This window comes from Mycobacterium sp. 29Ha (assembly GCF_032883055.1).
GTDB classification, from domain to species: Bacteria; Actinomycetota; Actinomycetes; order Mycobacteriales; family Mycobacteriaceae; genus Mycobacterium; species Mycobacterium gallinarum.
In genome coordinates this window covers 64,371-84,274 of the sequence record NZ_JAMQTI010000017.1, presented here as the reverse complement: position 1 = coordinate 84,274, position 19,904 = coordinate 64,371, and the positions used below count along the sequence as shown (strand labels likewise).

General features: G+C 64.5%; 21 protein-coding genes. 11 read left to right on the top strand and 10 right to left on the bottom strand.

Translation table 11 applies throughout. From position 1 onward, the window contains the following. The first annotated feature begins 36 nt into the window (after positions 1–36). Genes M1248_RS21575 through M1248_RS21530 form a run of 10 tightly spaced genes read left to right on the top strand, consistent with a single transcriptional unit; the run spans position 37 to position 9,446 of the window. On the top strand, positions 37–1,308 hold the full coding sequence (locus M1248_RS21575; RefSeq protein ID WP_163725184.1) for a hypothetical protein: 1,272 nt from the start codon (positions 37–39) through the stop codon (positions 1,306–1,308). A gap of 4 nt (positions 1,309–1,312) precedes the next feature. Continuing rightward, positions 1,313–2,119 (top strand): enoyl-CoA hydratase/isomerase family protein, encoded by an 807-nt coding sequence (locus tag M1248_RS21570; RefSeq protein ID WP_163725182.1) that lies wholly within the window; start codon positions 1,313–1,315, stop codon positions 2,117–2,119. Beyond that, positions 2,116–3,363, top strand: coding sequence for an acyl-CoA dehydrogenase family protein (locus tag M1248_RS21565; RefSeq protein WP_317149666.1), 1,248 nt, complete (start codon positions 2,116–2,118; stop codon positions 3,361–3,363). Before M1248_RS21570 ends, M1248_RS21565 begins: the two co-directional genes overlap by 4 nt. Further along, complete coding sequence (locus M1248_RS21560; protein WP_317149665.1) at positions 3,360–4,163, top strand: enoyl-CoA hydratase/isomerase family protein; 804 nt, start codon at positions 3,360–3,362, stop codon at positions 4,161–4,163. The genes M1248_RS21565 and M1248_RS21560 overlap by 4 nt, the downstream gene beginning before the upstream one ends. After that, a complete protein-coding gene (locus M1248_RS21555; RefSeq protein ID WP_163725172.1) occupies positions 4,160–4,960 on the top strand; it encodes an enoyl-CoA hydratase/isomerase family protein in 801 nt (266 codons plus the stop codon). The genes M1248_RS21560 and M1248_RS21555 overlap by 4 nt, the downstream gene beginning before the upstream one ends. Then, entirely contained in the window at positions 4,957–6,408 is a 1,452-nt protein-coding gene (locus M1248_RS21550; protein ID WP_317149664.1) for a class I adenylate-forming enzyme family protein, read from the top strand. The genes M1248_RS21555 and M1248_RS21550 overlap by 4 nt, the downstream gene beginning before the upstream one ends. Further along, positions 6,405–6,884, top strand: coding sequence for an SDR family oxidoreductase (locus tag M1248_RS21545; protein ID WP_317149663.1), 480 nt, complete (start codon positions 6,405–6,407; stop codon positions 6,882–6,884). The genes M1248_RS21550 and M1248_RS21545 overlap by 4 nt, the downstream gene beginning before the upstream one ends. Further along, complete coding sequence (locus M1248_RS21540; protein ID WP_163725163.1) at positions 6,881–7,633, top strand: SDR family NAD(P)-dependent oxidoreductase; 753 nt, start codon at positions 6,881–6,883, stop codon at positions 7,631–7,633. The genes M1248_RS21545 and M1248_RS21540 overlap by 4 nt, the downstream gene beginning before the upstream one ends. Before the next feature lie 55 nt (positions 7,634–7,688). Continuing rightward, positions 7,689–8,882, top strand: coding sequence for an amidohydrolase family protein (locus M1248_RS21535; protein WP_163725160.1), 1,194 nt, complete (start codon positions 7,689–7,691; stop codon positions 8,880–8,882). A gap of 15 nt (positions 8,883–8,897) precedes the next feature. After that, positions 8,898–9,446, top strand: a complete 549-nt coding sequence (locus M1248_RS21530) for a hypothetical protein (RefSeq protein WP_317149662.1) — start codon at positions 8,898–8,900, stop codon at positions 9,444–9,446. A 23-nt stretch (positions 9,447–9,469) separates the two neighbouring features. Here M1248_RS21530 and M1248_RS21525 read toward each other — a convergent pair whose 3' ends face one another. From M1248_RS21525 to M1248_RS21500, 6 genes are all read right to left on the bottom strand, one after another. Next, a complete protein-coding gene (locus M1248_RS21525; RefSeq protein WP_163736812.1) occupies positions 9,470–10,396 on the bottom strand; it encodes a dihydrodipicolinate reductase in 927 nt (308 codons plus the stop codon). Between the two features lie 240 nt (positions 10,397–10,636). Further along, positions 10,637–10,786: a hypothetical protein gene (locus M1248_RS21520; RefSeq protein WP_317149661.1), complete on the bottom strand. Its 150-nt coding sequence runs from the start codon at positions 10,784–10,786 to the stop codon at positions 10,637–10,639. 15 nt (positions 10,787–10,801) lie between these two features. Continuing rightward, the gene (locus M1248_RS21515; protein WP_317149660.1) at positions 10,802–11,737 is read right to left on the bottom strand and encodes an LLM class flavin-dependent oxidoreductase; all 936 of its coding nucleotides are present in this window, start codon (positions 11,735–11,737) and stop codon (positions 10,802–10,804) included. A 26-nt stretch (positions 11,738–11,763) separates the two neighbouring features. Next, entirely contained in the window at positions 11,764–12,591 is an 828-nt protein-coding gene (locus M1248_RS21510) for an SDR family NAD(P)-dependent oxidoreductase (protein WP_317149659.1), read from the bottom strand. Next, positions 12,588–12,992, bottom strand: coding sequence for a nuclear transport factor 2 family protein (locus M1248_RS21505; RefSeq protein WP_317149658.1), 405 nt, complete (start codon positions 12,990–12,992; stop codon positions 12,588–12,590). Before M1248_RS21505 ends, M1248_RS21510 begins: the two co-directional genes overlap by 4 nt. Beyond that, positions 12,989–14,041: a zinc-binding dehydrogenase gene (locus M1248_RS21500; protein WP_317149657.1), complete on the bottom strand. Its 1,053-nt coding sequence runs from the start codon at positions 14,039–14,041 to the stop codon at positions 12,989–12,991. The genes M1248_RS21505 and M1248_RS21500 overlap by 4 nt, the downstream gene beginning before the upstream one ends. 94 nt (positions 14,042–14,135) lie before the next feature. Here M1248_RS21500 and M1248_RS21495 point away from each other — a divergent pair, with 94 nt between their 5' ends. Beyond that, positions 14,136–14,999 (top strand): IclR family transcriptional regulator, encoded by an 864-nt coding sequence (locus tag M1248_RS21495; protein WP_317149656.1) that lies wholly within the window; start codon positions 14,136–14,138, stop codon positions 14,997–14,999. Here the strand turns inward: M1248_RS21495 and M1248_RS21490 are convergent. The 4 genes from M1248_RS21490 to M1248_RS21475 are packed head-to-tail and all read right to left on the bottom strand — an operon-like array spanning position 14,986 to position 19,895. Then, complete coding sequence (locus tag M1248_RS21490) at positions 14,986–16,521, bottom strand: class I adenylate-forming enzyme family protein (protein ID WP_317149655.1); 1,536 nt, start codon at positions 16,519–16,521, stop codon at positions 14,986–14,988. The genes M1248_RS21495 and M1248_RS21490 overlap by 14 nt on opposite strands. After that, a complete protein-coding gene (locus M1248_RS21485) occupies positions 16,521–17,720 on the bottom strand; it encodes an acyl-CoA dehydrogenase family protein (protein ID WP_317149654.1) in 1,200 nt (399 codons plus the stop codon). The genes M1248_RS21490 and M1248_RS21485 overlap by 1 nt, the downstream gene beginning before the upstream one ends. Next, entirely contained in the window at positions 17,717–18,691 is a 975-nt protein-coding gene (locus tag M1248_RS21480) for an acyl-CoA dehydrogenase family protein (RefSeq protein WP_317149653.1), read from the bottom strand. Before M1248_RS21480 ends, M1248_RS21485 begins: the two co-directional genes overlap by 4 nt. 7 nt (positions 18,692–18,698) lie before the next feature. Continuing rightward, positions 18,699–19,895: an amidohydrolase family protein gene (locus M1248_RS21475; RefSeq protein ID WP_163725123.1), complete on the bottom strand. Its 1,197-nt coding sequence runs from the start codon at positions 19,893–19,895 to the stop codon at positions 18,699–18,701. Positions 19,896–19,904 lie beyond the last annotated feature (9 nt).

Genomic DNA, 19,904 nt, shown 5'->3' with positions numbered 1-19,904 from the left:
CCGACAACAGTGTGGGCCACGAGGAGGAGGTGCCAGATGACTGATCCCTCCCCTGTCTCGTCGCCAACCGGCCGCATCACCGACGAGGGTCTGGCCAGGTTGCGCGCCACCATCGGCATCGCCGTACCGCACACCCAGCCGCCGCACTACTTCCGCCCCAACGAGGACGCCTTTCGGCACATCGCTGAAAGTTACGGCGATGCCAACCCGTTGTGGGCGGATCCCGACTACGCCGCCAAATCGGTGTGGGGTGAGCCGATCGCGCCGCCGGCCCTGGTCGGTGGCGACACACTGATCGGGGAGGACGAGGTGTCGACGCTGTCCGACGAGGATCGCGCACTGACCAAGGGTGATCCCCTGCGCGGGGTGCACGCGTTCTACGCCTCGTCGTCGCGGGAATGGTGGGCGCCGCTTCGTGCGAACCACCGCGTGTTCCGACGCAACGCGTTGGTTGCGGCACTCGACAAAAGCAGTGAATTCGCCGGCCGCGCCGTTCACGAATGGTCCGCCCAGGTGTTCCGCGACGACGAGGGTGTCATCCTCGGCGGCCAATACCGGAACATGATCCGCACCGAACGCACCAAGGCGCGCGACCGCAAGAAGTACGACGCCGTCGAATTGAAGACCTGGACCGCGGACGAGATCGCCGAGATCGACGAAAGGTACGCGCGCGAAGTCGCACGCGGCCCAGAGCCCCGCTGGTGGGAGGACGTCAACGAGGGCGACGATGTCGGCCCGTTGACCAAAGGTCCGCTGACGGTGACGGACATGGTGTGCTGGCACGTCGGCATGGGGACCGGGATGTACGGGGTGCGACCCCTGCGGTTGGCGTGGCGCAACCGGCAGCGCATCCCCCGTTTCTACACGCCCAACGAACACGGCGTGCCCGATGTTCAGCAGCGCGTGCACTGGGAGCCCGACGCCGCCCGCAATGCCGGCAATCCCACCACCTTCGACTACGGCCGCATGCGGGAAACCTGGTTGATCCACCTGTGTACCGACTGGATGGGCGACGACGCCTGGTTGTGGAAGTTGGATTGCGAGTTCCGCCTCTTCAACTATGTGGGCGACCTTCATACGATGACGGGCAAGGTGGTGCGCAAATATCTCGCCGACGGGGACCGGCCGACGGTCGATCTCGAGCTGACGGCGGTCAACCACCGCGGGGAGGTCACCGCCCCGGGACACGCCACCATCCTGCTGCCCAGTCGCGAACGGGGACCCGTCCGCCTGCCGGACCCGCCGGGCGGCGCGACAAATCTCGCCGAACTGCTCACGGCGGTCTCGGCGCAGTTCTGCGAGCGGTGACGTAATGGGTTACGACAGCGTGCCCGGCCTACGCGCCGAACAGAGGGGTCCGGTACTGCGGCTGACCCTCGCCCGTGCCGACAAGCGCAATGCAGTCGACGACACGATCCTCGACGCGTTGATCGGACACCTCGTCTCGGCGGGCATCGACGAGGCCGTGCGGGTCATCCGCATCGACGCCGAAGGTCCGGATTTCTGCGCCGGCTCCGACCTCGTCGCCAACAACGTGCGCTCCGAACGTAAACCGCGCGTCGGAAGTACGCAGCGGCGGCTGCCGAACAAGGCCAACAGGTTGATTCCGTTGATGCTCGAGACGCAAGTGCCCATCGTCGCGGTCGTTCGCGGCTGGGCGGCCGGCCTCGGGTTCCACATCGCATTGGCATCCGACTTCTGTGTCGCGGCCGAGGACGCCCGGTTCTGGGAACCGTTCGTGGCTCGCGGGTTCACCCCGGACAGCGGCGCGGCGTGGTTGCTCCCCCGCCTCATCGGCATGGTGCGGACGCGACAGCTGCTGATGCTGGGCGAGGAGATCTCCGGAACCACTGCCGCCGAGTGGGGCATCATCCACGGCACCCACGCTGACGTTGAGTTGGATTCGGCTGCAGAGAAACTGGTGGCGAAACTCGGCGAAGCGCCAACGGTGGCGCTCGGACTCACCAAGTGGCTACTGCAGAGCGGCAACGGACTGGACCTGGACCGTCACCTGCAGAACGAGGCCATGGCACTGGAATTATCCAGCCGCAGTGACGACTTCAAGGAAGGATTGGCCGCCTTCCGCGACCGCCGAGATGCGAAGTTCCAGGGTCGATGACGAAGCTGCCGATCACCGACGCCACATCCGCCGACGACGCAGTCGCCGAAGTGCGGCGATGGGTCGACATCGAGGTGCCTGCGCAGTGGCGATCGGCGGCCGCCCAGGGTTCGGACGCCCTGCGGGCCACTCGCAGCAAGGAGGACTACCGAAAGTGGTATCCGACTTTCGCCCGGTCTGGTCTCGTCGTGCCGACCTGGGCGCCCGAGCACGGTGGTCTCGGCGTGAGCAACGAGGTGGCACGGGCAATCGATAAGGTCTTGAGACCGCTGCGACTTACCCGGCTGAATCCATTGGGGCTCAACAACACTGCCGCAGCCCTGTTCAGCCACGGCACCGAGGATCAGCGGTTGCGATTCCTGCCGCCCATTGTGCGCAACGAAGAGAAGTGGTGCCAGCTGTTCAGTGAGCCGGGCGCGGGCTCCGATCTCGCCTCACTTGCGACACGAGCCGTGCGTGACGGCGACGACTGGGTGATCACCGGGCAGAAGGTGTGGACGACGTGGGCCGATGAGGCCGACTTCGCGATCTTGCTCGCTCGCACTGACCCCGAAGCGCCGAAACACAAGGGCATCACCTACTTCCTCCTCGAAATGCACCAACCGGGCGTCGAAGTGCGGCCCCTGCGGCAAATCACCGGCGAGGCGGAGTTCAACGAGGTCTTCATCGACAACGCACGGATCCCTGATGCACACCGGGTGGGTGAAATCAACGACGGCTGGCGAGTCAGCGCGTCGACGCTGTCCAGTGAACGCCAGATGGTGTCCGGGTCTGGTTCCGGCGGCATGGGACGCCTCGGTGGTTCCAGCGCGGCGCGGCTGATCACCCTCGCCAAGCAAACGGGCAAGTGGGCTGACCCCGTCGTGCGCAACAAGGTCATGCGGTTGTGGGCTCAGGAACAGATACGAGGGTGGACGAACGCACGTGTGCGAGCAGCGCTGTCGGCCGGCCAGTCCCCCGGCGCCGCATCGTCGATCGGAAAGATCCACCAGGCCACGCTCAATCAACAGATCCAGGACCTCATGGTCGACTTGCTCGGCACCGATGCGATCGCCTGGCCGGCAACCGATGACCCTGACGCGCTTCCCCGTGACGTCCAAGGCATGATGCGCAGCCTCGCCAACGGGACCGAGGGTGGCACCACCGACATCAACAAAAACATTCTCGGTGAACGCGTCCTCGGACTACCCAAGGAGCCGGATCCGTGGAAGGGCAAGCCCTGGAAGGAGATTCCGCGTTCGTGAGCACGTACGAGCGCCTTGTGGTCGCGAGATCCGATGGCATCGGCTGGCTGATCCTGAACCGGCCGGACGCCGGAAATGCCTTCGATGCCTTGATGCTGGACGAGCTGGAAGCTGCGTGGGCGGACCTCGATGCCGACCCCGATGTACGCGTGATCGTGAACACGGCAAACGGCAGGGCTTTCTGCACCGGTATGGACGTGGTGCAGGTCGCGCGCGACAAGGCGGCCATGCGCAAGCACTCACGCCGGACGCGCGATGCCGAACTGAGAATCTCGTCATGGCACTGCGGTGTCTGGAAGCCGGTGATCGCGGCTGTCAACGGCGTATGCGCGGGCGGTGGTCTGCACCTGGTGGCCGACGCGGACATCGTGATCGCCGCCGAGGGGGCAACGTTCGTCGACCCCCACGTGTCGGTGGGCCAGGCAGTGGCATACGAGGCGATCACGCTGTTGCGCAAATCCCCGATGGAGGCCATCACCCGAATGACACTCTGCGGCAAGGGTGAGCGGATTTCCGCCCTACGCGCATACGAGCTCGGGATCGTGTCGGAAGTCGTTGCACCGGAAGAACTCACCGCTGCAGCCGGTCGGTTAGCCGCCGCCGTGGCCGCCAATTCACCGACCGCGATGCGCTCCACCAAGAAGGCCTTGTGGCGTTCGCTCGAAGTTGGCCTCTCCGCGGCCAAGCACGAGGCCAGCGAAGAAATCTGGCGGTTGCGCAACCACCCCGACCACGCTGAGGGTGTGCGGGCCTGGCGTCAAAAGCGTGCCGCGCACTGGCAGCCGCTGGAGGTGTCATGACGTACGAAAGGCTCATCGTCGAGCGCCGAGGACCCGTGGGGTGGATCATCAACAACCGCCCCGATCGCCTCAACGCCTACGACGTCGTGATGCGCGAGGAGTTCCCCAAGGCGTGGGCGGAATTAGATGCCGACCCCGAGGTGCGCGTCATCGTGCACACCGGAAACGGCCGGGCATTCCAGGTCGGTGCCGACGTGGAAGAACTCGACGGCGAGGCCGTATTGCAGTTCCAGGAGACCATGCGCACGCTGGACCTGAAGCTCACCGGCTGGCACTGCAACGTCGGCAAGCCGGTCATCACCGCGGTCAACGGTGTGTGTGCGGGCGGCGGGCTGCACTGGGTCGCCGACGCCGACGTCGTCATCGCGTCGTCTGACGCGACCTTCGTCGATCCTCACGTCTCGATCGGTCAGGTCAGCGCGCTGGAGACCATCGCCCTGATGCGCAAGATGCCCGCCGAGGCGGTGCTGCGGATGGCGCTCGTCGGAAGCCATGAACGACTCACGGCCCAGCGTGCCTACGAGCTAGGCATGATCAGCCAGGTCGTCGACCCGCCCGAGCAGCTGCGTGAGGTTGCGCAGGAACTGGCCGAGAAGATCGCCAGGAACTCTCCCGCCGCCATGCGTGCCACCAAACGCGCGCTTTGGGGGGCGTTGGAGTACGGGCTGACCGACGCGTGCCACGAAGGCGCCAAACACCTGACGTCGATGTGGGGTCACCCAGACCAAAACGAAGGTCCTCTCGCGTTCGCCGACAAACGGATGCCCGATTGGCAACCGCTGGAGCCTGATTCATGAGCCTCGCAGATCTGCTCGACGGCCTGCCCGACATCGCCGTACACACGATCGACACCGACGTATCGCGAGCCGACCTCACAGCAAGTGCACAACAGCTTGGCGCAGTGCTCGCGGACAGCGGGCTGGCGACCGGCGAGGTCGTCGTGGCGATGCTTCCCAACGATGCCGCGACCATAGCCGCTTTGTTCGGAACCTGGCGAGCCGGTGGTGTCTACACACCGCTGAACCCGAGGGCTGCGGATGCCGAACTCGCCACCCAACTGCAGACGCTTCGACCGGTGGCAATCGTCACGACACCGGCTCTTGCACAGCGCTTTTCCGCATTCGAACTGCCGATCGCCACAAGCACCGATCTGACGTGGACGCTGCAGCTGTCATCCAAGAGACCGGAAGACCCGAGGCAGTACGACCCCGACGTGGCGCTGTTGCAGTTCACCTCGGGCACGACCGGCCCGCCGAAACCTGTGCCTCTCCGACACACCACGGTGCTCGACCTGATCGACCGACTGCTGGCGAAGCTGCGCGGCACCAAACAGGCGTCTGCCAAGGCGAACCGGCCCCCGATGGCGAACCTGGTCCCGCTGTCACTGTCGTTGTGGGCAGGCATCTACCAAGTGCTGTTTGCGTTCCGGGCGGGCTCGGGTGTCGTGCTGATGGACCGCTTCTCCCCAGCGGATTTCGCCGCCCTCGTCAAGCAGCATCAATTGCGCTCGACAGTGCTGCCGCCTGCAGCACTGACGATGGTGCTGCACGACGACTCAGTGACGGACCTGTCCCCCCTGAAGATCGTCCGTTCGATCACGGCGCCGCTATCCCCGGTGCAGGCCGGGCGGTTTCGGGACAAGTTCGGCGTGATCGTCCTCAATTCCTACGGCCAGACCGAACTCGGCGGCGAGGTCGTCGGGTGGTCCGCCGCCGACGCACGTCAGTGGGGCGAGACCAAGCTCGGCTCGGTCGGTCGGCCCCTGCCCGGGATCGACGTGACCATCGCCGACGACGAGGTCATGGTCCGCACGCCGACGACGGCCGCCCGCAATATCGATGCGGCGTTCCTGGACAGACTGACCGATGACGGCTGGTTCCACACCGGCGATTTGGGCTGGTTCGACGACGATGGCTTCCTGTGGCTGGACGGCAGGGTCTCGGACATGATCAATCGCGGCGGACTCAAGGTGTTTCCCGGAACGGTCGAGGACGTCCTGGTGGCAGCGGACGGTGTGCGGGAAGCCGCGGTGGTGGGCGTACCCGATGAGCGCCTCGGCGAGGTCCCGTGGGCCTTCGTTGTCCGCGCCGACGAGTCGGTATCCGAGGATGGACTGGTGGCGTGGTGCCGGGAACGGCTGACGCCCTACCGCGTGCCCGTGCGGATCATGTTCGTCGAGCAGTTGCCGCGCAATGACGTCGGCAAGGTGGTCAAACGCGAACTCGCCGCGATGGCTGACGCGTGACCACCATCGTCGTCGGTCCGACCGAAGCGCTGTCGCACGCCCTCGCCGAGGCGTCCGACGATGTGGTGACCATTGAAGACAACGCCGAGGACGCCCTGTGGGAGACGCTGGTGGCGCTCCAGACAGCGCACGAGGCAGCGCCTAGGCGAATCGTGCTGGTTCTGCCGACGATCGGCATCGCGGGTGCGGCGGGTGCGGTCGACTACACGACAGTGATCGAGGGCGCCCGCGCGATGGCGAAATCTGCTGCGCGTCAATGGGCATCCGAGGGGATCGGCGTGAACATCGTCCTCGCGCCTTCCCATCTCTTCGTGCGGGACGTCGATACATCCCACCTGTCCACCGCCGCCGTGCCGGACGACGGTGCGCTGATTCACTCGGTCGCGGAGACTGCCAAGTTCTTGCTGCGCGACGACCTGCGTCACCTGACCGGCGCCACCATCGTCGTCGATGGGGGTTCGGTGATGCTGCCATGAGTCTGGACGGCCGCACGGCGATCGTGACAGGCGCAGGGGCAGGGGTGGGTCGCGGTATCGCGATGGCCCTGGCGGCCGCAGGCGCACACGTCATCGTGGCATCCCGCTCCGATACCGGTGTCGCAGCCGAGATCACGAGCCTGGGACACCGTGCGACCTGGACACGCTGCGACGTGACCGCGCCCGACGACCTCGTCGCTGCTGTCGACGAGGCTCTGGCGTCGTGCGGGCGACTCGACGCAGTGGTGCACAACGCCACGAGCACTAGCTCGAGCCAGCCGCACCGACTGGTCGACGTGGACAGGCAGCTGTTCGACGACCACTACTCCGTATCCGTCGGCGGGGCGCGCAACTGCGCGGCCGCGGCGTTCGACGCGCTGAAGGTGCATGGCGGCACATTTCTGGTGTTCACGTCCCCGGCGGGGATCGAGGGCAGCGCGACGCTACCGCTCTACGCCACGATGAAGGGCGCGCTGCGTGGCTTCGCCAAGAGCCTGGCCCGCGAGTGGGCAGCCCATGCGATCACCGTCAACGTGGTCTCGCCGCTTGCATATTCACCGGCGATGGCCGCGGCGATCGAGGCAGATCCCGCGATGGAGCAACGTCTGTCGCGCAGGGTCCCGCTGGGCCGGATCGGTGATCCAGAGCGCGATATCGGGTCGGCCATCGCCTTCCTCGTAGGACCCTCGGCGCGGTACATCACCGGTCAGACCCTTGGTGCCGACGGTGGACACTTCATGAATCTCTGACCCCGTAGGCAACGGATACCACCGTTTGCTATGTTGAGAATCAACATTCTCAAGCATGTTGGAGGCGCTGGTGACCGATGGAAGAGCATTCGAGGTCTGGGATGCCGACAACCACATGTACGAGACCATCGACGCCTACACGCGGTATCTGCCCGAGAAGTACTCCGAGGCGCTGAAGTTCATCGACGTCAAGGGGCGGAAGAAGCTTCAGATCCTCGGCACAGTCACCGAGACGATCCCCAACCCGACGTACGAGGTGATCCCCACCCCGGGGGCATGGTCAGACTACTTCCGGGGCATAAATCCCGAAGGCAAGACACTGCGTGAGCTGGCCGAGCCCATCCGCTGCCCGGACGAGTTTCGGCGTCCCGACCTGCGCCTGGCTTTGATGGACCGTCAGGGCGTGCACGGTGCCGTGATGTTCCCGACGACGGCCGGCATGCTCGAGGAGCGGATCAAGTCCGACACCGAACTCACCCACGCGGTCACCCATGCGTTCAACCGTTGGCTGCTCGACGACTGGACGTTCAACTACCAGAACCGAATCTTTCCGGTTCCCGCGATCTCGCTGAACGATCCCGCACTGGGCGTGCAGGAACTCGAATGGTGTCTGGAGAACGGAGCCAGGACGGTCCTGATCCGGCCGGCACCCGTTCCCCGTGAGGACGGCACGTCTCGTTCGGCAGCGCTGCCGGAATTTGACGACTTCTGGCGGCTGGTCGAGTCGTCGGGCATCTCGGTGCAGATGCACAATTCGGACTCCGGTTATGAGCGCTACATCGACGACTGGGAGGACGCCGCGGAGTTCAACGGATTCGCTTTGAGCAAGCTGCGCGGTTTCATCTACGAGGAGAGCCGAAACATCTTCGACACCCTCGCGGCGTTCATCGCGCACGGAGTGTTCGAGCGTTTTCCGGGGGTGCGCATAGGGGTGGTCGAGAACGGCGGCTCGTGGGCGCACCGCCTGTTGGACGTCTTCGACCGCGTCTACCGCAAAAGGCCGTATGACTTCAGCGAGCATCCCAGTGAGGTTTTCCGGAGGCACGTCTGGATCAATCCGTTCCACGAGGAGGACATGTCGCAGCTTGTCGAGCTTCTCGGTGCGGATCGTGTGATGTTCGGTTCGGACTACCCCCACCCCGAAGGCCTCGCCGAGCCCGTGGACTTCGTCAAGGAGTTGAGTGGCCTACCGGCAGATACCACCGCACGGGTGATGGGCGGCAACCTCAAGGAACTCATCGGCATCTGACAAGGGGCGAACGGTATGACCACAGATCGCGTGGCTTTGCACAACAGGCTTGCCCATGCCAAGTGGGAGGCATATTCGAAGGTCACGGAGACGAACTTCGTCACCTACGGCGACGAGTGGATCTACGCGCCTGACGCGGTCATGATGTGCCCTCTGTTCAACGGTGGCGTTGCGCAGCCGATGGCCGACCTGTACTCAGACGAGCTTGCAGCGGCCATCACCCGACACGCCCCTGACGGAGACATGCTCACGCCGGAGTTTCGTATGTGGTGGAAGCACATGCCGGACTTCAGAACCGTCACACCGTTCGAATGCGACGCCTTCGACTGGGGCTTCGTGGCGCGCGATACCTACGCGGGAACGCTCGCCGACGGCACGGTGCTAGAACTGCGGGAGTGGGACTATATCTGGACGAACGAGGACGGGCATATCACTCGTTGGGACTGGTTCGTGGACTCCCGCCAGTGGTTCCCGTTCCTGGCGCTCATCGGCCTGGATCCCGCCGACCTCACATACCAGGGCTACACCATCAACTTCCTGCGCCAAGGCGGCGTCGGAAACTGAACCAGTGGCAACGCCTGCTCCGCCTACTGACGTCTAGTCCGCGATTGCCTGCTCACAATTGAGGGACCTGCCAATGGATTGGCGAGCACGCCAGGGGCCGCGTCGACGACTTCCGGTATCGAGTTGACGGCAGCCAGCGCTGTCACCGCCACGCCCGGGTTGACCCGATCTGAGGCCGACTGCTCCATATACAGCTCCAGGGACATGCTCGGCCGCCCCTCGACTCGGAACACCATGCCGCCCTGGTCCGCCCTTGACGGCCGAGGCCAGCGTTGCGGCCAAGGTGTAGAAGTCACCGTTGCGAAATACTGGACCGCGACCGCCTTCCGCCCATCGACGACGCCGGCGAGCTGCCACCGGTGCGCGCAAACCGTCCCCTTCGGGATCACGCCGAGCGCGGTCTCCAGATCCGTTGGCGCGGGGAGTGTTTCCCAGTCCAGTTCGACACCGTCGAGTTCTAACCCCAGGATGTCGGCGATGTAGCGCACCACGGTCTCCCAGTCGTGGTTGACCTTGCCCGAAGCGATTCGGGCGGGTACGTGCCCTTCGGGTTTTCCGAACCCCATCGATTCGTGCAGGACATCCCAGATCGGATAGGACTTGTCCAAATCGATCGCGTATTCATCCATCCGATAGGACTCAACGGTGCCAGCGCCCGCGAGTAGGGCCGTGGGGATGTTCAGACTGATGAAACCCGGCTCGGCGCCGGTCGCGTAGAACGTCGAATTACCCTTGGCCGTTGCGGCTTCCACGGCAGCACGCCACTCCGGTGGCGCAGCGGGCGGATAGACCATCGGGATCGTCGAGATCGTCACGACGTTGATTCCCGCCTCGAGATAGGTCACGATATCGGCGATCGCTTCAGCCTCCCGCCGAACGGCAGTGGCACAGTAGAGAACACAGTCCGGCGCGAGCGCCAGAACCGCGTCGAGGTCGTCGGTTGCCGAAATACCAACCTCCGGACTGCCACATAGCCGGCCGGCATCCTCCCCCGCCTTGTCCGGGGTCGACACCTTTACTCCGACAAGTTCCAATGCAGGGTCATCGATGACCGCCCGAAGTGCCTCCCGCCCAGTAAAACCAGTCCCCACGTGAACAACCCGATACATTCGAAACCCTCCGTCGGTCAGCAACATTCGTTGTCATCTGCGTATTGCCCGCACAGCACGCACATGCTGCAGGCTGGGATATCAGCTCTTGACGCCGCCCTCACGTAGGAAGTTGACGGTGTACTCCTGGCTCGTCAATCCACTCGGATCGAGCCCGATCAGTCCGATCATCCGATCCCACGGTTGAGGGTCGACGAACCAATCCCAGCGGGCCACACGATCACGGGTCATGCCGTTCCCCTTCCGCTAGTCCAGCTCGGCGAATCTCTTCAGGTACTTCCATGCGATCTCAGGCGGTATTCCGCCGCACAGCGGATTGATGTTGAACACCTCACCTGCGGCGAGGCGCCTTCGTGCATCGTCGACCGGCAGTATCACGTGGGACGTCGATTCGTGCCGCAGTTCATCGACAGTCTTGGCGGTGGTGATATTGGCCGAGACGGTGTTGTCGGGATTCCATTCGGAGTACGCGAGCGCGTCGTGCAACAGGTACTTGCCGATCTCATCCCACGCCGCGTCGACATCGTCCGCGACGAAGACATTGGTGGCGGTATCGCGTTCGGGCAGCAGCATGAACCCGGGCTCGTGGCCGGCGTCGCGACTGGCTTTCTCGTACGCTTCCCTCATCCCCGGCACCACACCGTTGGCCAAAAGACCGAGACCGTTGCGCCCCGCACGGCGTGCCGCGGCGAGGCTCGCCCCGCCCCAACTCATCATCGGGCCCTCTGGTGTGCGCGGACGTGGCGTCACCTTCATTCGCCGCCCGCCATGAAGAACCTCTTCACCGGCGAGTAGCCGACGCAACAACCCGAGCTTCTCATCGGCGAGGCGACCGCGATCAGAGAGGGATAGGCCGAAGTGGGCGTATTCCTCTGCGCGGTAGCCGATTCCGAAGACGTAGGTTACCCGTCCCGCGCTGATGTGGTCCAACACCGCCATGTCCTCGGCCAACCGGGCGGGGTCGTAAAACGGCAGGAGGATCACCAGGTTCAGCATCAGTTGCTTGGTGCGCGCGGCAATCGCCGCACCAAGCAGCAGCGGCGAAGGAAGATAGCCGTCGTCAGCGCAGTGATGTTCGCACAACACCGCGGCGATGCACCCGCGAGTCTCGGCCCATGCCGACATTTCGCTTGCCGCCGCGTACAACTCGGTCGGCGGTGCACCGATGGACGGTGCGCGCATGTCGAATCGGAGTGTGAACGGCGGCACTAGCGGTCTCCGTCCGATCCCATGGCTTGCGCGCCGGCCTGAATGACCATCTTGACGGCATCATTGCGACTGAGCGTTTTGAACACCTCTTCGGCCATCCGCATCATGTCGCCCACCATGAGCGTGGGACCGTTGGTGAGATTGTCAAAAGCTTCGTCGATGACATCCTCGGCCGGAATGGCGCCGGGCGGAACGTCGTCGAGTGAGGCTATTTGTCCGCGGCTGTGTTCGAGCTGACGCAAGGCCGGAGTGTCGGTCTTGCCGAGCAAAAGGCACAGCACGTCGACACCCTTGTCGTGAAGCTCGGCCCACAGGCCTTCGGTGAACACCATGTCGAAGGCCTTGGTACCGCCGTACGCGACCATATTGGGTCCGCCGGCTAGCGCCGCACCCGAGCTGAAGTTGACGATGCCGCCGCGGCCGCGTTCCACCATTCTGCCGGCGAAGTGGTGACACAACTGCATCATCACCAGGCAGTTGCGGTGTAGTAAGGCTTCCGCTGCCGACACCGGATTGGCAAGGAAGGGCTGATAGTTCGGATCACCGCCTGCGCAGTAGACCAACATGCCGATGTCGAGATCTTCGGTCGCGTCGACGATCTTCTGCGCCCCGTCTGGATCGGTGAGGTCGACGGCGAGCGTCCTGGTCGCCGCACCGGTACGTTCGCCGATGCCCGCGGCCACCTCTCGCAGTAATTGCTCGCGGCGCGCGACGAGCACTACATCGACACCCTCACGCGCGAGCCTCTCGGCGAACAGCGCACCGCAACCATCGGACGCGCCAACAACTAGCGCCCACGGTCCGTACTTGTCGGATACCTCGCTCATGAGAGCGCCGCCACCGTGCCGAGTCGAACGGGTGAGAACGTCCGCTTGCTGATTCGCCAGCCGTCAGGAGTGCGGACCGCTGCGTCGTCGTAGAAGCCGATCGCATTCACGCCCGAACCGTCGGCGGCAAGAATCAACGCGTCGACGTACGTTCGAACCGACGCGGTGTCATTGTCGATTTCGATTACCTGATTGCTCATGCGGTGCAGGGTGTTCGCCGCCCCCGCGTGGGCAAGATCCATGAACGTGATGATGTCGGTTGCACTTTTCCACTGACCGACCTCGCCATAGTTTAGGTCCGCATCTTCGGTGAAGACCGTTGACAACAGCTCATATTCCCGGCTGTCGATGGCGGTGGCGTAGCGCACCGTCAGGTCGAATATCTCGTCGCGGTCGGTCATTTCACGTCTCCGTTCGGGTGGACGACAATCCGCGGCGGCCCGTCGGACCGCCGGGCCGCCTCGATCGCTTCGGGCACCTCGTCGAGGCCGATGACCTTCCCGATGCTCGGCAACGGGTCCAGCCGCCCCTCGACCACCGCGTCCAGCACCCCGTACCAATCTTGGGGCATAGGGCCACCGCCGAACTGGAACGTGAGGCCCTGCTGCGTTGCCTGGGTGATGTTCAGCGTGTCGCCGGTGTACCAGCCGCCGGCACAATAGATGCGCGTGTAGAACTCCGCTTCCGCTGCGATGCGATCGATCAGACCCGGCGCGCCGACGCATTCGAAGACCACAGCCGAGCCCCCGAGGTGACGTTGTGCCCGCTCACGCCGAAACACGTCGAAAACCGACTCTTCGGCTGCGTCGACGAGCACGTGTGCCCCGAAGTGCGACTTCGCGAGCTCGCGGCGCTCAGCCTTGTAGTCCGACACGATGATTGGCTCGATGCCACGACTGGACAGCGCGGCAACAGCCGAAAGACCGATGGCGCCCGCACCGATGACGATCGGTATCTCGCCCGGTTGGATCGCCGCCGCGCGTACGTAGAACTCACCGACGGCGAATGCGTCGACGACGGCGATGGCATCACTGGACACCGAGCCCTCAACGACTCGCGCGGTGGCCTCCGGCACGACCAGTAGCTCGCCGAAGCTCCCTTGGGCCTCGGGATGCTGACCGATGATGCGAAGCCCACCAGCGCCGCCGTCCACGAGTCTGATCGGCATGGACGTCACGCGCGAGCCGATGGGGAACGCGTCGCTGCACCCGGGCCCGTGGCCGATCACCTCGCCCACGAACTCGTGCCCCATCACGATGTCGCGGTCTGCGTCGTACAGCGATCGCCCGGTCGGGTCGTCGATCGCGAGATCCGGATGGTCCATGAAGTGGACGTCGGACGCACAGATCGCCGTGCTGAGCGTCTTGAGGAGCAGATCAGTCGGACCGGGAACGGGGTCGGCGGTGTCGCGGACCGACAACTCTCCCCCTCGCAACACGACTGCACGCAAGGCGTCACATCCTCATCTGCGAATCTCTATTATTCGAGAATAACTTCTCTAATTACTGAAATGACCGTAAGATGCGGCCGAGAAGGAGTCAAGGTTGCGTGGAGCGAATTCGGCGCCGACTGAACGTGTGCTCGACGTCGTCGAGTTGCTGAGCCGGCCTGGCGATCACCCGATGCGATTTTCCGATGTGGTGCGCGAGCTCGACCTGTCGCAGGCGACCGCACACGCCATCCTCAAGACACTGTCGGACCGCGGTTGGGTCACACGAGATCCAACGACCAAGGCCTTTTCCCCCGGACCCGCATTGACTGTGATGGCGGCGCGCCTCGACGCCGCTCGCCCCTTGGCGGTCGCCGCCCGCGATGCCGTGCGCCGACTTGCGGAATCGACCGGCATGCCCGCCTCGGTGCTGGAGCGCGGTGGCGACCAACTCGTGATCACGGCCTTCGAGCATCTGGAAAGCTCCTCGAATGCGGTGATTCCCACCGAACGAATCCCCTATGCGCCGCCATTCGGCATCGCGTTCGCGGCATGGGACACCCCGGCCGAGCAGAAGGCGTGGGTCGAAAGGGGCGCGGCCGGAAATCCGTCGCTCGTCGAGCGACTCCATGGAGTTCTCGCCCATACGCGTGAACGCGGTTACGACGTGGACTGGATGACTCCCGCGCTCGCGCAGGCGGCACACGCGATAGGCACGCTGACCGGTGATGCCGTCCCCCACAACCTGCGATCGGTAATCGACCAGCTCCGTGTCGAATTCACGTCTGCGAATGTGCTTCCCGATGAGCACACCAGCGGTGCACATCCCGTGGCGACGATCTCCGCGCCGGTACTGGATGCCAGCGGTCACGTGGAGGTGATCCTTGCGGTACATCCGCTGCGGCACATGACTATTCGCGAAGTGAAGAACGCGGCTCAACCGTTGCTTCGCGAGATCAACCGCATCAGCCAAACTTAGATCGCAATTCGTTCTTGAGCACCTTGCCGGTGAGGTTGCGCGGCAACGCATCCACCAATTCGAGTCGCTCTGGGGACTTGTGCTTGCTCAGACCGTGCGCTTCACAGTGTCGCGCGAGATGTTGCAGCGTGAGATCAGCCTCCGGTGCAGCGACGACAACCGCGCAAACTCGTTCTCCCGTCCGTGGATCCGGTACGCCGATCACAGCGACGTCAGCGACCGCGGGGTGCGTCGCCAGCACTCCCTCGATCTCCAGCGCGGAGATGTTCTCGGCGTTGCGGATGATCGCATCCTTGATGCGCCCGGTGACGACGACGTTGCCGTCGGCGTCAATCCGCCCCCGATCACCGCTACGGAACCACCCGTCGTCGTCGAACGCGTCGGCATTCAGCGACGCGTCCACATAGCCGAGGAAGCACTGCGGCCCCTTCAGTCGAAGCTCCCCCTCTTCACCCGGTGCAGCTTCACGCTCGGAGTCGTCGACGACGCGAACGGTCACCCCTGGCACTGGGCGGCCCACCGTGTGATCGAGGACCTCCGGTGATCCGTCTGGCGGTGGCGAGGTCACGACCGGGAACTCGGTGAGGCCCCAGGCGTTCGCCACTCCGGCAACCGAAAGCGTCTGGCGTACTTGGCGCCCCAGCTCGGCGGTGATCGGCGCCCCTCCTCCCACGCAACCGCGCAGATCGGGAAATAACGGCTCTGCACCATGTTCGCGCTGCGCGGCCATATAGGCGACAAAGAAGGGCGTCGCCGAACCGAGCATCGTCGGCCGGTGCGCAGCGACCGCCTTCGGCGTGAGCACCGGGTCGAACGCGTCGAACAGCACCAGACGCATGCCGGTCAGCAGGCTGGCCGCCAACATCGCGGCGCCACCGATGTGTGACACCGGAAAAGCGATCGGATTGACGTCGCTGCTGGAGGCTCCGAACATGCCGACCACGCCTGCCGACCCGGCGATCACCGAACGGTCGCAATGCCGCACGCCCTTCGGAGCCGCAGTGGTGCCCGACGAGTAGTAGACCCACCGGGGCAGAGTCGGCTCCGTAGGAGGGGCGGGTAGCGATGCGGGATCACCCGCGGGAAGCCGGAGGCCATCCGTGATCGGGGCGCCGTGATCCACGACGACAATCGTCATCGGCTGATCGCGGGCGAGCTCGTCGGCGAGCGCGACGTGATCGAAACCGCGCCACACACCGGGGACGATGATCACCTCGGTGCCGAGTTGCGCTGTCACGAAACGGACTTCGCTCTCCCGCCAGATGGGCAGGATCGGATTCTGCACGGCTCCGAGGCGCGTCAGCGCCACCATGACCACCATCGTCTCGAGTGTGGTCGGCAGCTGCCAGGACACTACCGACCCGTCGACGACTCCGCGTTCCGCGAGAGCCGCTGCGGTACTCGCGGCCGCATCGTGTAGCTGCGCATTCGTCAAACTGCGACCGAAGTCGTCGGCGAGGACCACGCGATCGGGATGTGTTGCGGCCGCTTCCTCGACCAGACTCCAGTACGTTCCGCTCATCAGCGGCTCGGCAGCAGCAGCCGCCGTTTGGCCAGGATGTTGCGCATCATTTCATTGCTTCCTCCGGACACCGTATATGCACGCGACCACAACCAGCATTCTCGCAGGCGCTGTTTCGCCTGCTCGACACTCGGATCGGCAGCCACGGTGCACACCATCGGCGCCAGTTCGGCGCCGTATGCCGAAACCCGGTGGTATGTCTCGGCGAAACTCAGCTTGGCGATGGAGCCGTCGCCGGGTCGTTCGGAGCCAGCCACCAGGCGTTCGACGTGGTCGTCGATGAACGCCTTCGCCACCTCCACTTCGACGGCCAACTCGGCCACCTTTTGGCGGATGTCCTCATTCTCGAACGTCGGTTTGGCGTCGAGTGTGGCGTGCCGCACCACCGTTACGAGGTCATCGATCAACAACTCCAGCAGGATCACGTTGCCGCCGATCCCGAAGCGTTCGAAATCCAAGCCGGCCATGATGATCGACCACCCTTGGCCGATCTCACCAATCAGGCTGCCTGCGGGCAGCGTGACACCGTCGAGAAAGACTTCGTTCACCTCGATCGCCTCGTTGATCGTCCGGATCGGACGGACCTCGACACCGGCCGCCGACAACGGGACGACAAAGACCGACAGTCCGTGGTGGCGTGACGACGATGGATCGGTGCGAACGAGGGCCAGGCCCATATCCGCCCAGTGCCCGTCGGTGATCCACGTCTTCTGCCCGTCGATGACCCACGACCCGTCGGCCTGCTGCGCTCCTCTGGTCCGGACGTTGGCGATGTCGCTGCCGGCGTCGGGCTCGCTGAGCAACTGGCACCACACATGTTCGCTGCGCCGGATCGGCGGAAGCAGTTCGGCCTTCTGTTCCGCCGACCCGAAGTGCAGCAGCACGTGAGCTGCGAGGTTGACCTGATCCACAGGCCGCGGAGCACGGGCGCGCAGGATCTCCTCGCTGAGGATCCGGTCGTGCAGAGGATGGTGGTCGGCCGACCCGCCGTGCTCGACGGGCCAGTCGGCGCCGACGAATCCCGCGTCGAACAGTGTGGCGAACCACCTGCGTAGTTGTGCTTCCTGTTCAGGGTTCTCGGGGGCCCGGCGCCCCTCCCGCGCGTCGAACGGCGGTGCGTGTTCGGCGATGTGCGCCCTGACCCGGTCCCTGAACTCGGCCAACTCCGCGTCGCTTGGCCGGGCCCCCGGAGTGCTCACCAGCCGGCCTTGTCGGCGAATAGCGCGCGGCTCGCGCGAGCCGTCCCGAGCAGATAGGCGTTGGTGAACACCCGACGCAGTTCGTGGTGCAAGGGGTACTCCCAGGTGAATCCAATGCCGCCCGACAGTTGCATGCACTCATCGACGGCGGCGGGCGCCTTGGCGCTGACGAAGGCATGGGCTGCGGCGGACAACGCGATCGCATCCTTCGTGGCGTCCTCAGAGGTCAATGCTCGGGCGGCTTTCATGATGACCGCACGCGCCTTCGCCTCGAACACCAACAGATCGACCAGTCGGTGTTGCACCGCTTGGAAACTGGCGATCGGCACTCCGAACGCGATGCGCTCTTTGAGGTAGGACACCAGTCGCTCGAAGGTGGCCGAGAACGCTCCCAGCGAATCCGCGCTCAGCAGTAGCCTGGCCATCGCAAGCAGATGGTCCGCTCGTTCGGGCTCTCCGATCAGTACGCTGTCCGCCGCGGAGACGTCGATGCGCCATGCCGCGCGGCTGAGGTCCAATAGCTCGTCGTCGGGACTTCGCGTCATCGCAGCGGATAGTTCGACCAGATGAATGCCGTTGTGGCCCAGGGTAATCAAGATGTCGATCACATCGCCAGAGGCGACCCGGACGGTGTCGCCGGACAATGCACACCCCGCTGTCGCGGTCCCGTCCAGCATGGCGGGCAACCACCGGTCCCGCACATCGGCGGGCGCTGAAGCCAACGCCGCAGCAGACAGCGCACAACCGAACCATGTCGACGAGTTCTGTACGCGGCCCAGTTCCTCGGCGATGATCGTCGACTCCACGGGGCGCCATCCGCTGCCGCCGAGTTTCTCCTCGACGAGCAGCCCGGTCCAATCCATGGCCGCGAGTTCTTTGAGAGAGTCCTGTGCGACTCGTCCGGTCAGGAAATCGCGTGCCGCTTCGCGCAACAGATCGAGGTCGATATCGTCCTCGTCCGCATCCCCCATTCGAGATCTAGCTCCGGGCGAGCAGGTTATCGGCGTTGTCCCGCATGATCCGCTTTTTAGCGGCATCGTCTAGCGGGTCGAGCAGTTTGACGAAGTCTGCAGGCTCTGCGAGGCCTTCGGCATGCGGATAATCCGAGCCCATCACAAGGCAGTCGTCATAACCCAGGCTCGTGACGATTTCGGGAACATCGTCCTCGGGGTACGGCACCACTCGGACGTGTCGCCGAAAGATCGCGGAGGGTTTCTCGGTCAGTTTCCCGCCGATCCACGGCCCGTTTCGGCCCATGCCCCGGCTCTTGTCCATGTGCTTTGTGAAGAAGGGCACCCACTCGGCCCCGTGTTCGGCGACGAGAACGTTGAGCCCGGGAAATCGGCCGAACAGATTGTCGAAGATGAGCGCGGAAAGTGTGTCTTCGATCGGACGTTGGCCGTAGATGTTCATCCATTGCCACGCTGACATATGCCATGAGGCGGGATCTGCATTTTGTCCCCAAGCCGGTGAGATCGCGTCGAAGTACCAGAAGGGCATGATGTGGAAGACGAGGACGCAACCAGCCTCCTGGAGGCGGGCATAGACCGGATCGAAGTAGGGGTCGCCCGGGGATCTACCGTAGGCCGGACCTGTCGGCAGCAGAACAAATTTCGCACCCTGCGCGATCAGGGCTTCGGTCTCGGCAACCGCCGAGTCGAGGTCGCGAAGCGAAAGGAGTCCGGTCGCGTACAGACGATCTTCGTAGTTGAAGCCCCATTCCTCGTCGAACCATCGATTGAACGACCGGAGATTCGCGTACAACGCTGCCGTGTCATCGACGTAGTGCTCGGCGGCTAGAGCCATTCCGCTCGGATAGATGACCATCCGCTCGACGTTCTGTTTCTCCATCACCGCGAGTCGCGCCGACCGCTGGATGTACTCCGGCTGCATCGGCTGCGGCTCGTAAGACTCCTCGGGATTGCCCGATCCCATCTGCCTCAGCATCTCCTTCAGCGAACCGGGGCGGTATGCGACGTCCAGGCCCAGCCCCCCTTCGCTGTTGAAGGTTGCGACTCGGTGCCCGGCGAGAATCACCTCCACTCCGTCCGCACCGCGCACCGTGGTGATCGCCCGGTCGTGAAATTCCTTGGGAAGGTAGCGGGTAAACGCATCTCGCGTCTCATAGCAGTGCGTGTCGCAATCGAAGATCCCGTAGTCGAGTCTCGTCGTCATCGCGCTCCT

What these genes read in the sequence shown, in the direction of transcription:
- M1248_RS21565 (WP_317149666.1), top strand. Translation starts at nt 2,116, where the DNA reads ATGACGAAGCTGCCGATCACCGACGCCACATCCGCCGACGACGCAGTC.
- M1248_RS21530 (WP_317149662.1), top strand. Translation starts at nt 8,898, where the DNA reads ATGACCACAGATCGCGTGGCTTTGCACAACAGGCTTGCCCATGCCAAG.
- M1248_RS21510 (WP_317149659.1), bottom strand. Translation starts at nt 12,591, where the DNA reads ATGAGCGAGGTATCCGACAAGTACGGACCGTGGGCGCTAGTTGTTGGC.
- M1248_RS21515 (WP_317149660.1), bottom strand. Translation starts at nt 11,737, where the DNA reads ATGCGCGCACCGTCCATCGGTGCACCGCCGACCGAGTTGTACGCGGCG.
- M1248_RS21550 (WP_317149664.1), top strand. Translation starts at nt 4,957, where the DNA reads ATGAGCCTCGCAGATCTGCTCGACGGCCTGCCCGACATCGCCGTACAC.
- M1248_RS21505 (WP_317149658.1), bottom strand. Translation starts at nt 12,992, where the DNA reads ATGACCGACCGCGACGAGATATTCGACCTGACGGTGCGCTACGCCACC.
- M1248_RS21540 (WP_163725163.1), top strand. Translation starts at nt 6,881, where the DNA reads ATGAGTCTGGACGGCCGCACGGCGATCGTGACAGGCGCAGGGGCAGGG.
- M1248_RS21535 (WP_163725160.1), top strand. Translation starts at nt 7,689, where the DNA reads ATGTTGGAGGCGCTGGTGACCGATGGAAGAGCATTCGAGGTCTGGGAT.
- M1248_RS21555 (WP_163725172.1), top strand. Translation starts at nt 4,160, where the DNA reads ATGACGTACGAAAGGCTCATCGTCGAGCGCCGAGGACCCGTGGGGTGG.
- M1248_RS21480 (WP_317149653.1), bottom strand. Translation starts at nt 18,691, where the DNA reads ATGGGGGATGCGGACGAGGACGATATCGACCTCGATCTGTTGCGCGAA.
- M1248_RS21475 (WP_163725123.1), bottom strand. Translation starts at nt 19,895, where the DNA reads ATGACGACGAGACTCGACTACGGGATCTTCGATTGCGACACGCACTGC.
- M1248_RS21570 (WP_163725182.1), top strand. Translation starts at nt 1,313, where the DNA reads ATGGGTTACGACAGCGTGCCCGGCCTACGCGCCGAACAGAGGGGTCCG.
- M1248_RS21490 (WP_317149655.1), bottom strand. Translation starts at nt 16,521, where the DNA reads ATGAGCGGAACGTACTGGAGTCTGGTCGAGGAAGCGGCCGCAACACAT.
- M1248_RS21575 (WP_163725184.1), top strand. Translation starts at nt 37, where the DNA reads ATGACTGATCCCTCCCCTGTCTCGTCGCCAACCGGCCGCATCACCGAC.
- M1248_RS21520 (WP_317149661.1), bottom strand. Translation starts at nt 10,786, where the DNA reads ATGACCCGTGATCGTGTGGCCCGCTGGGATTGGTTCGTCGACCCTCAA.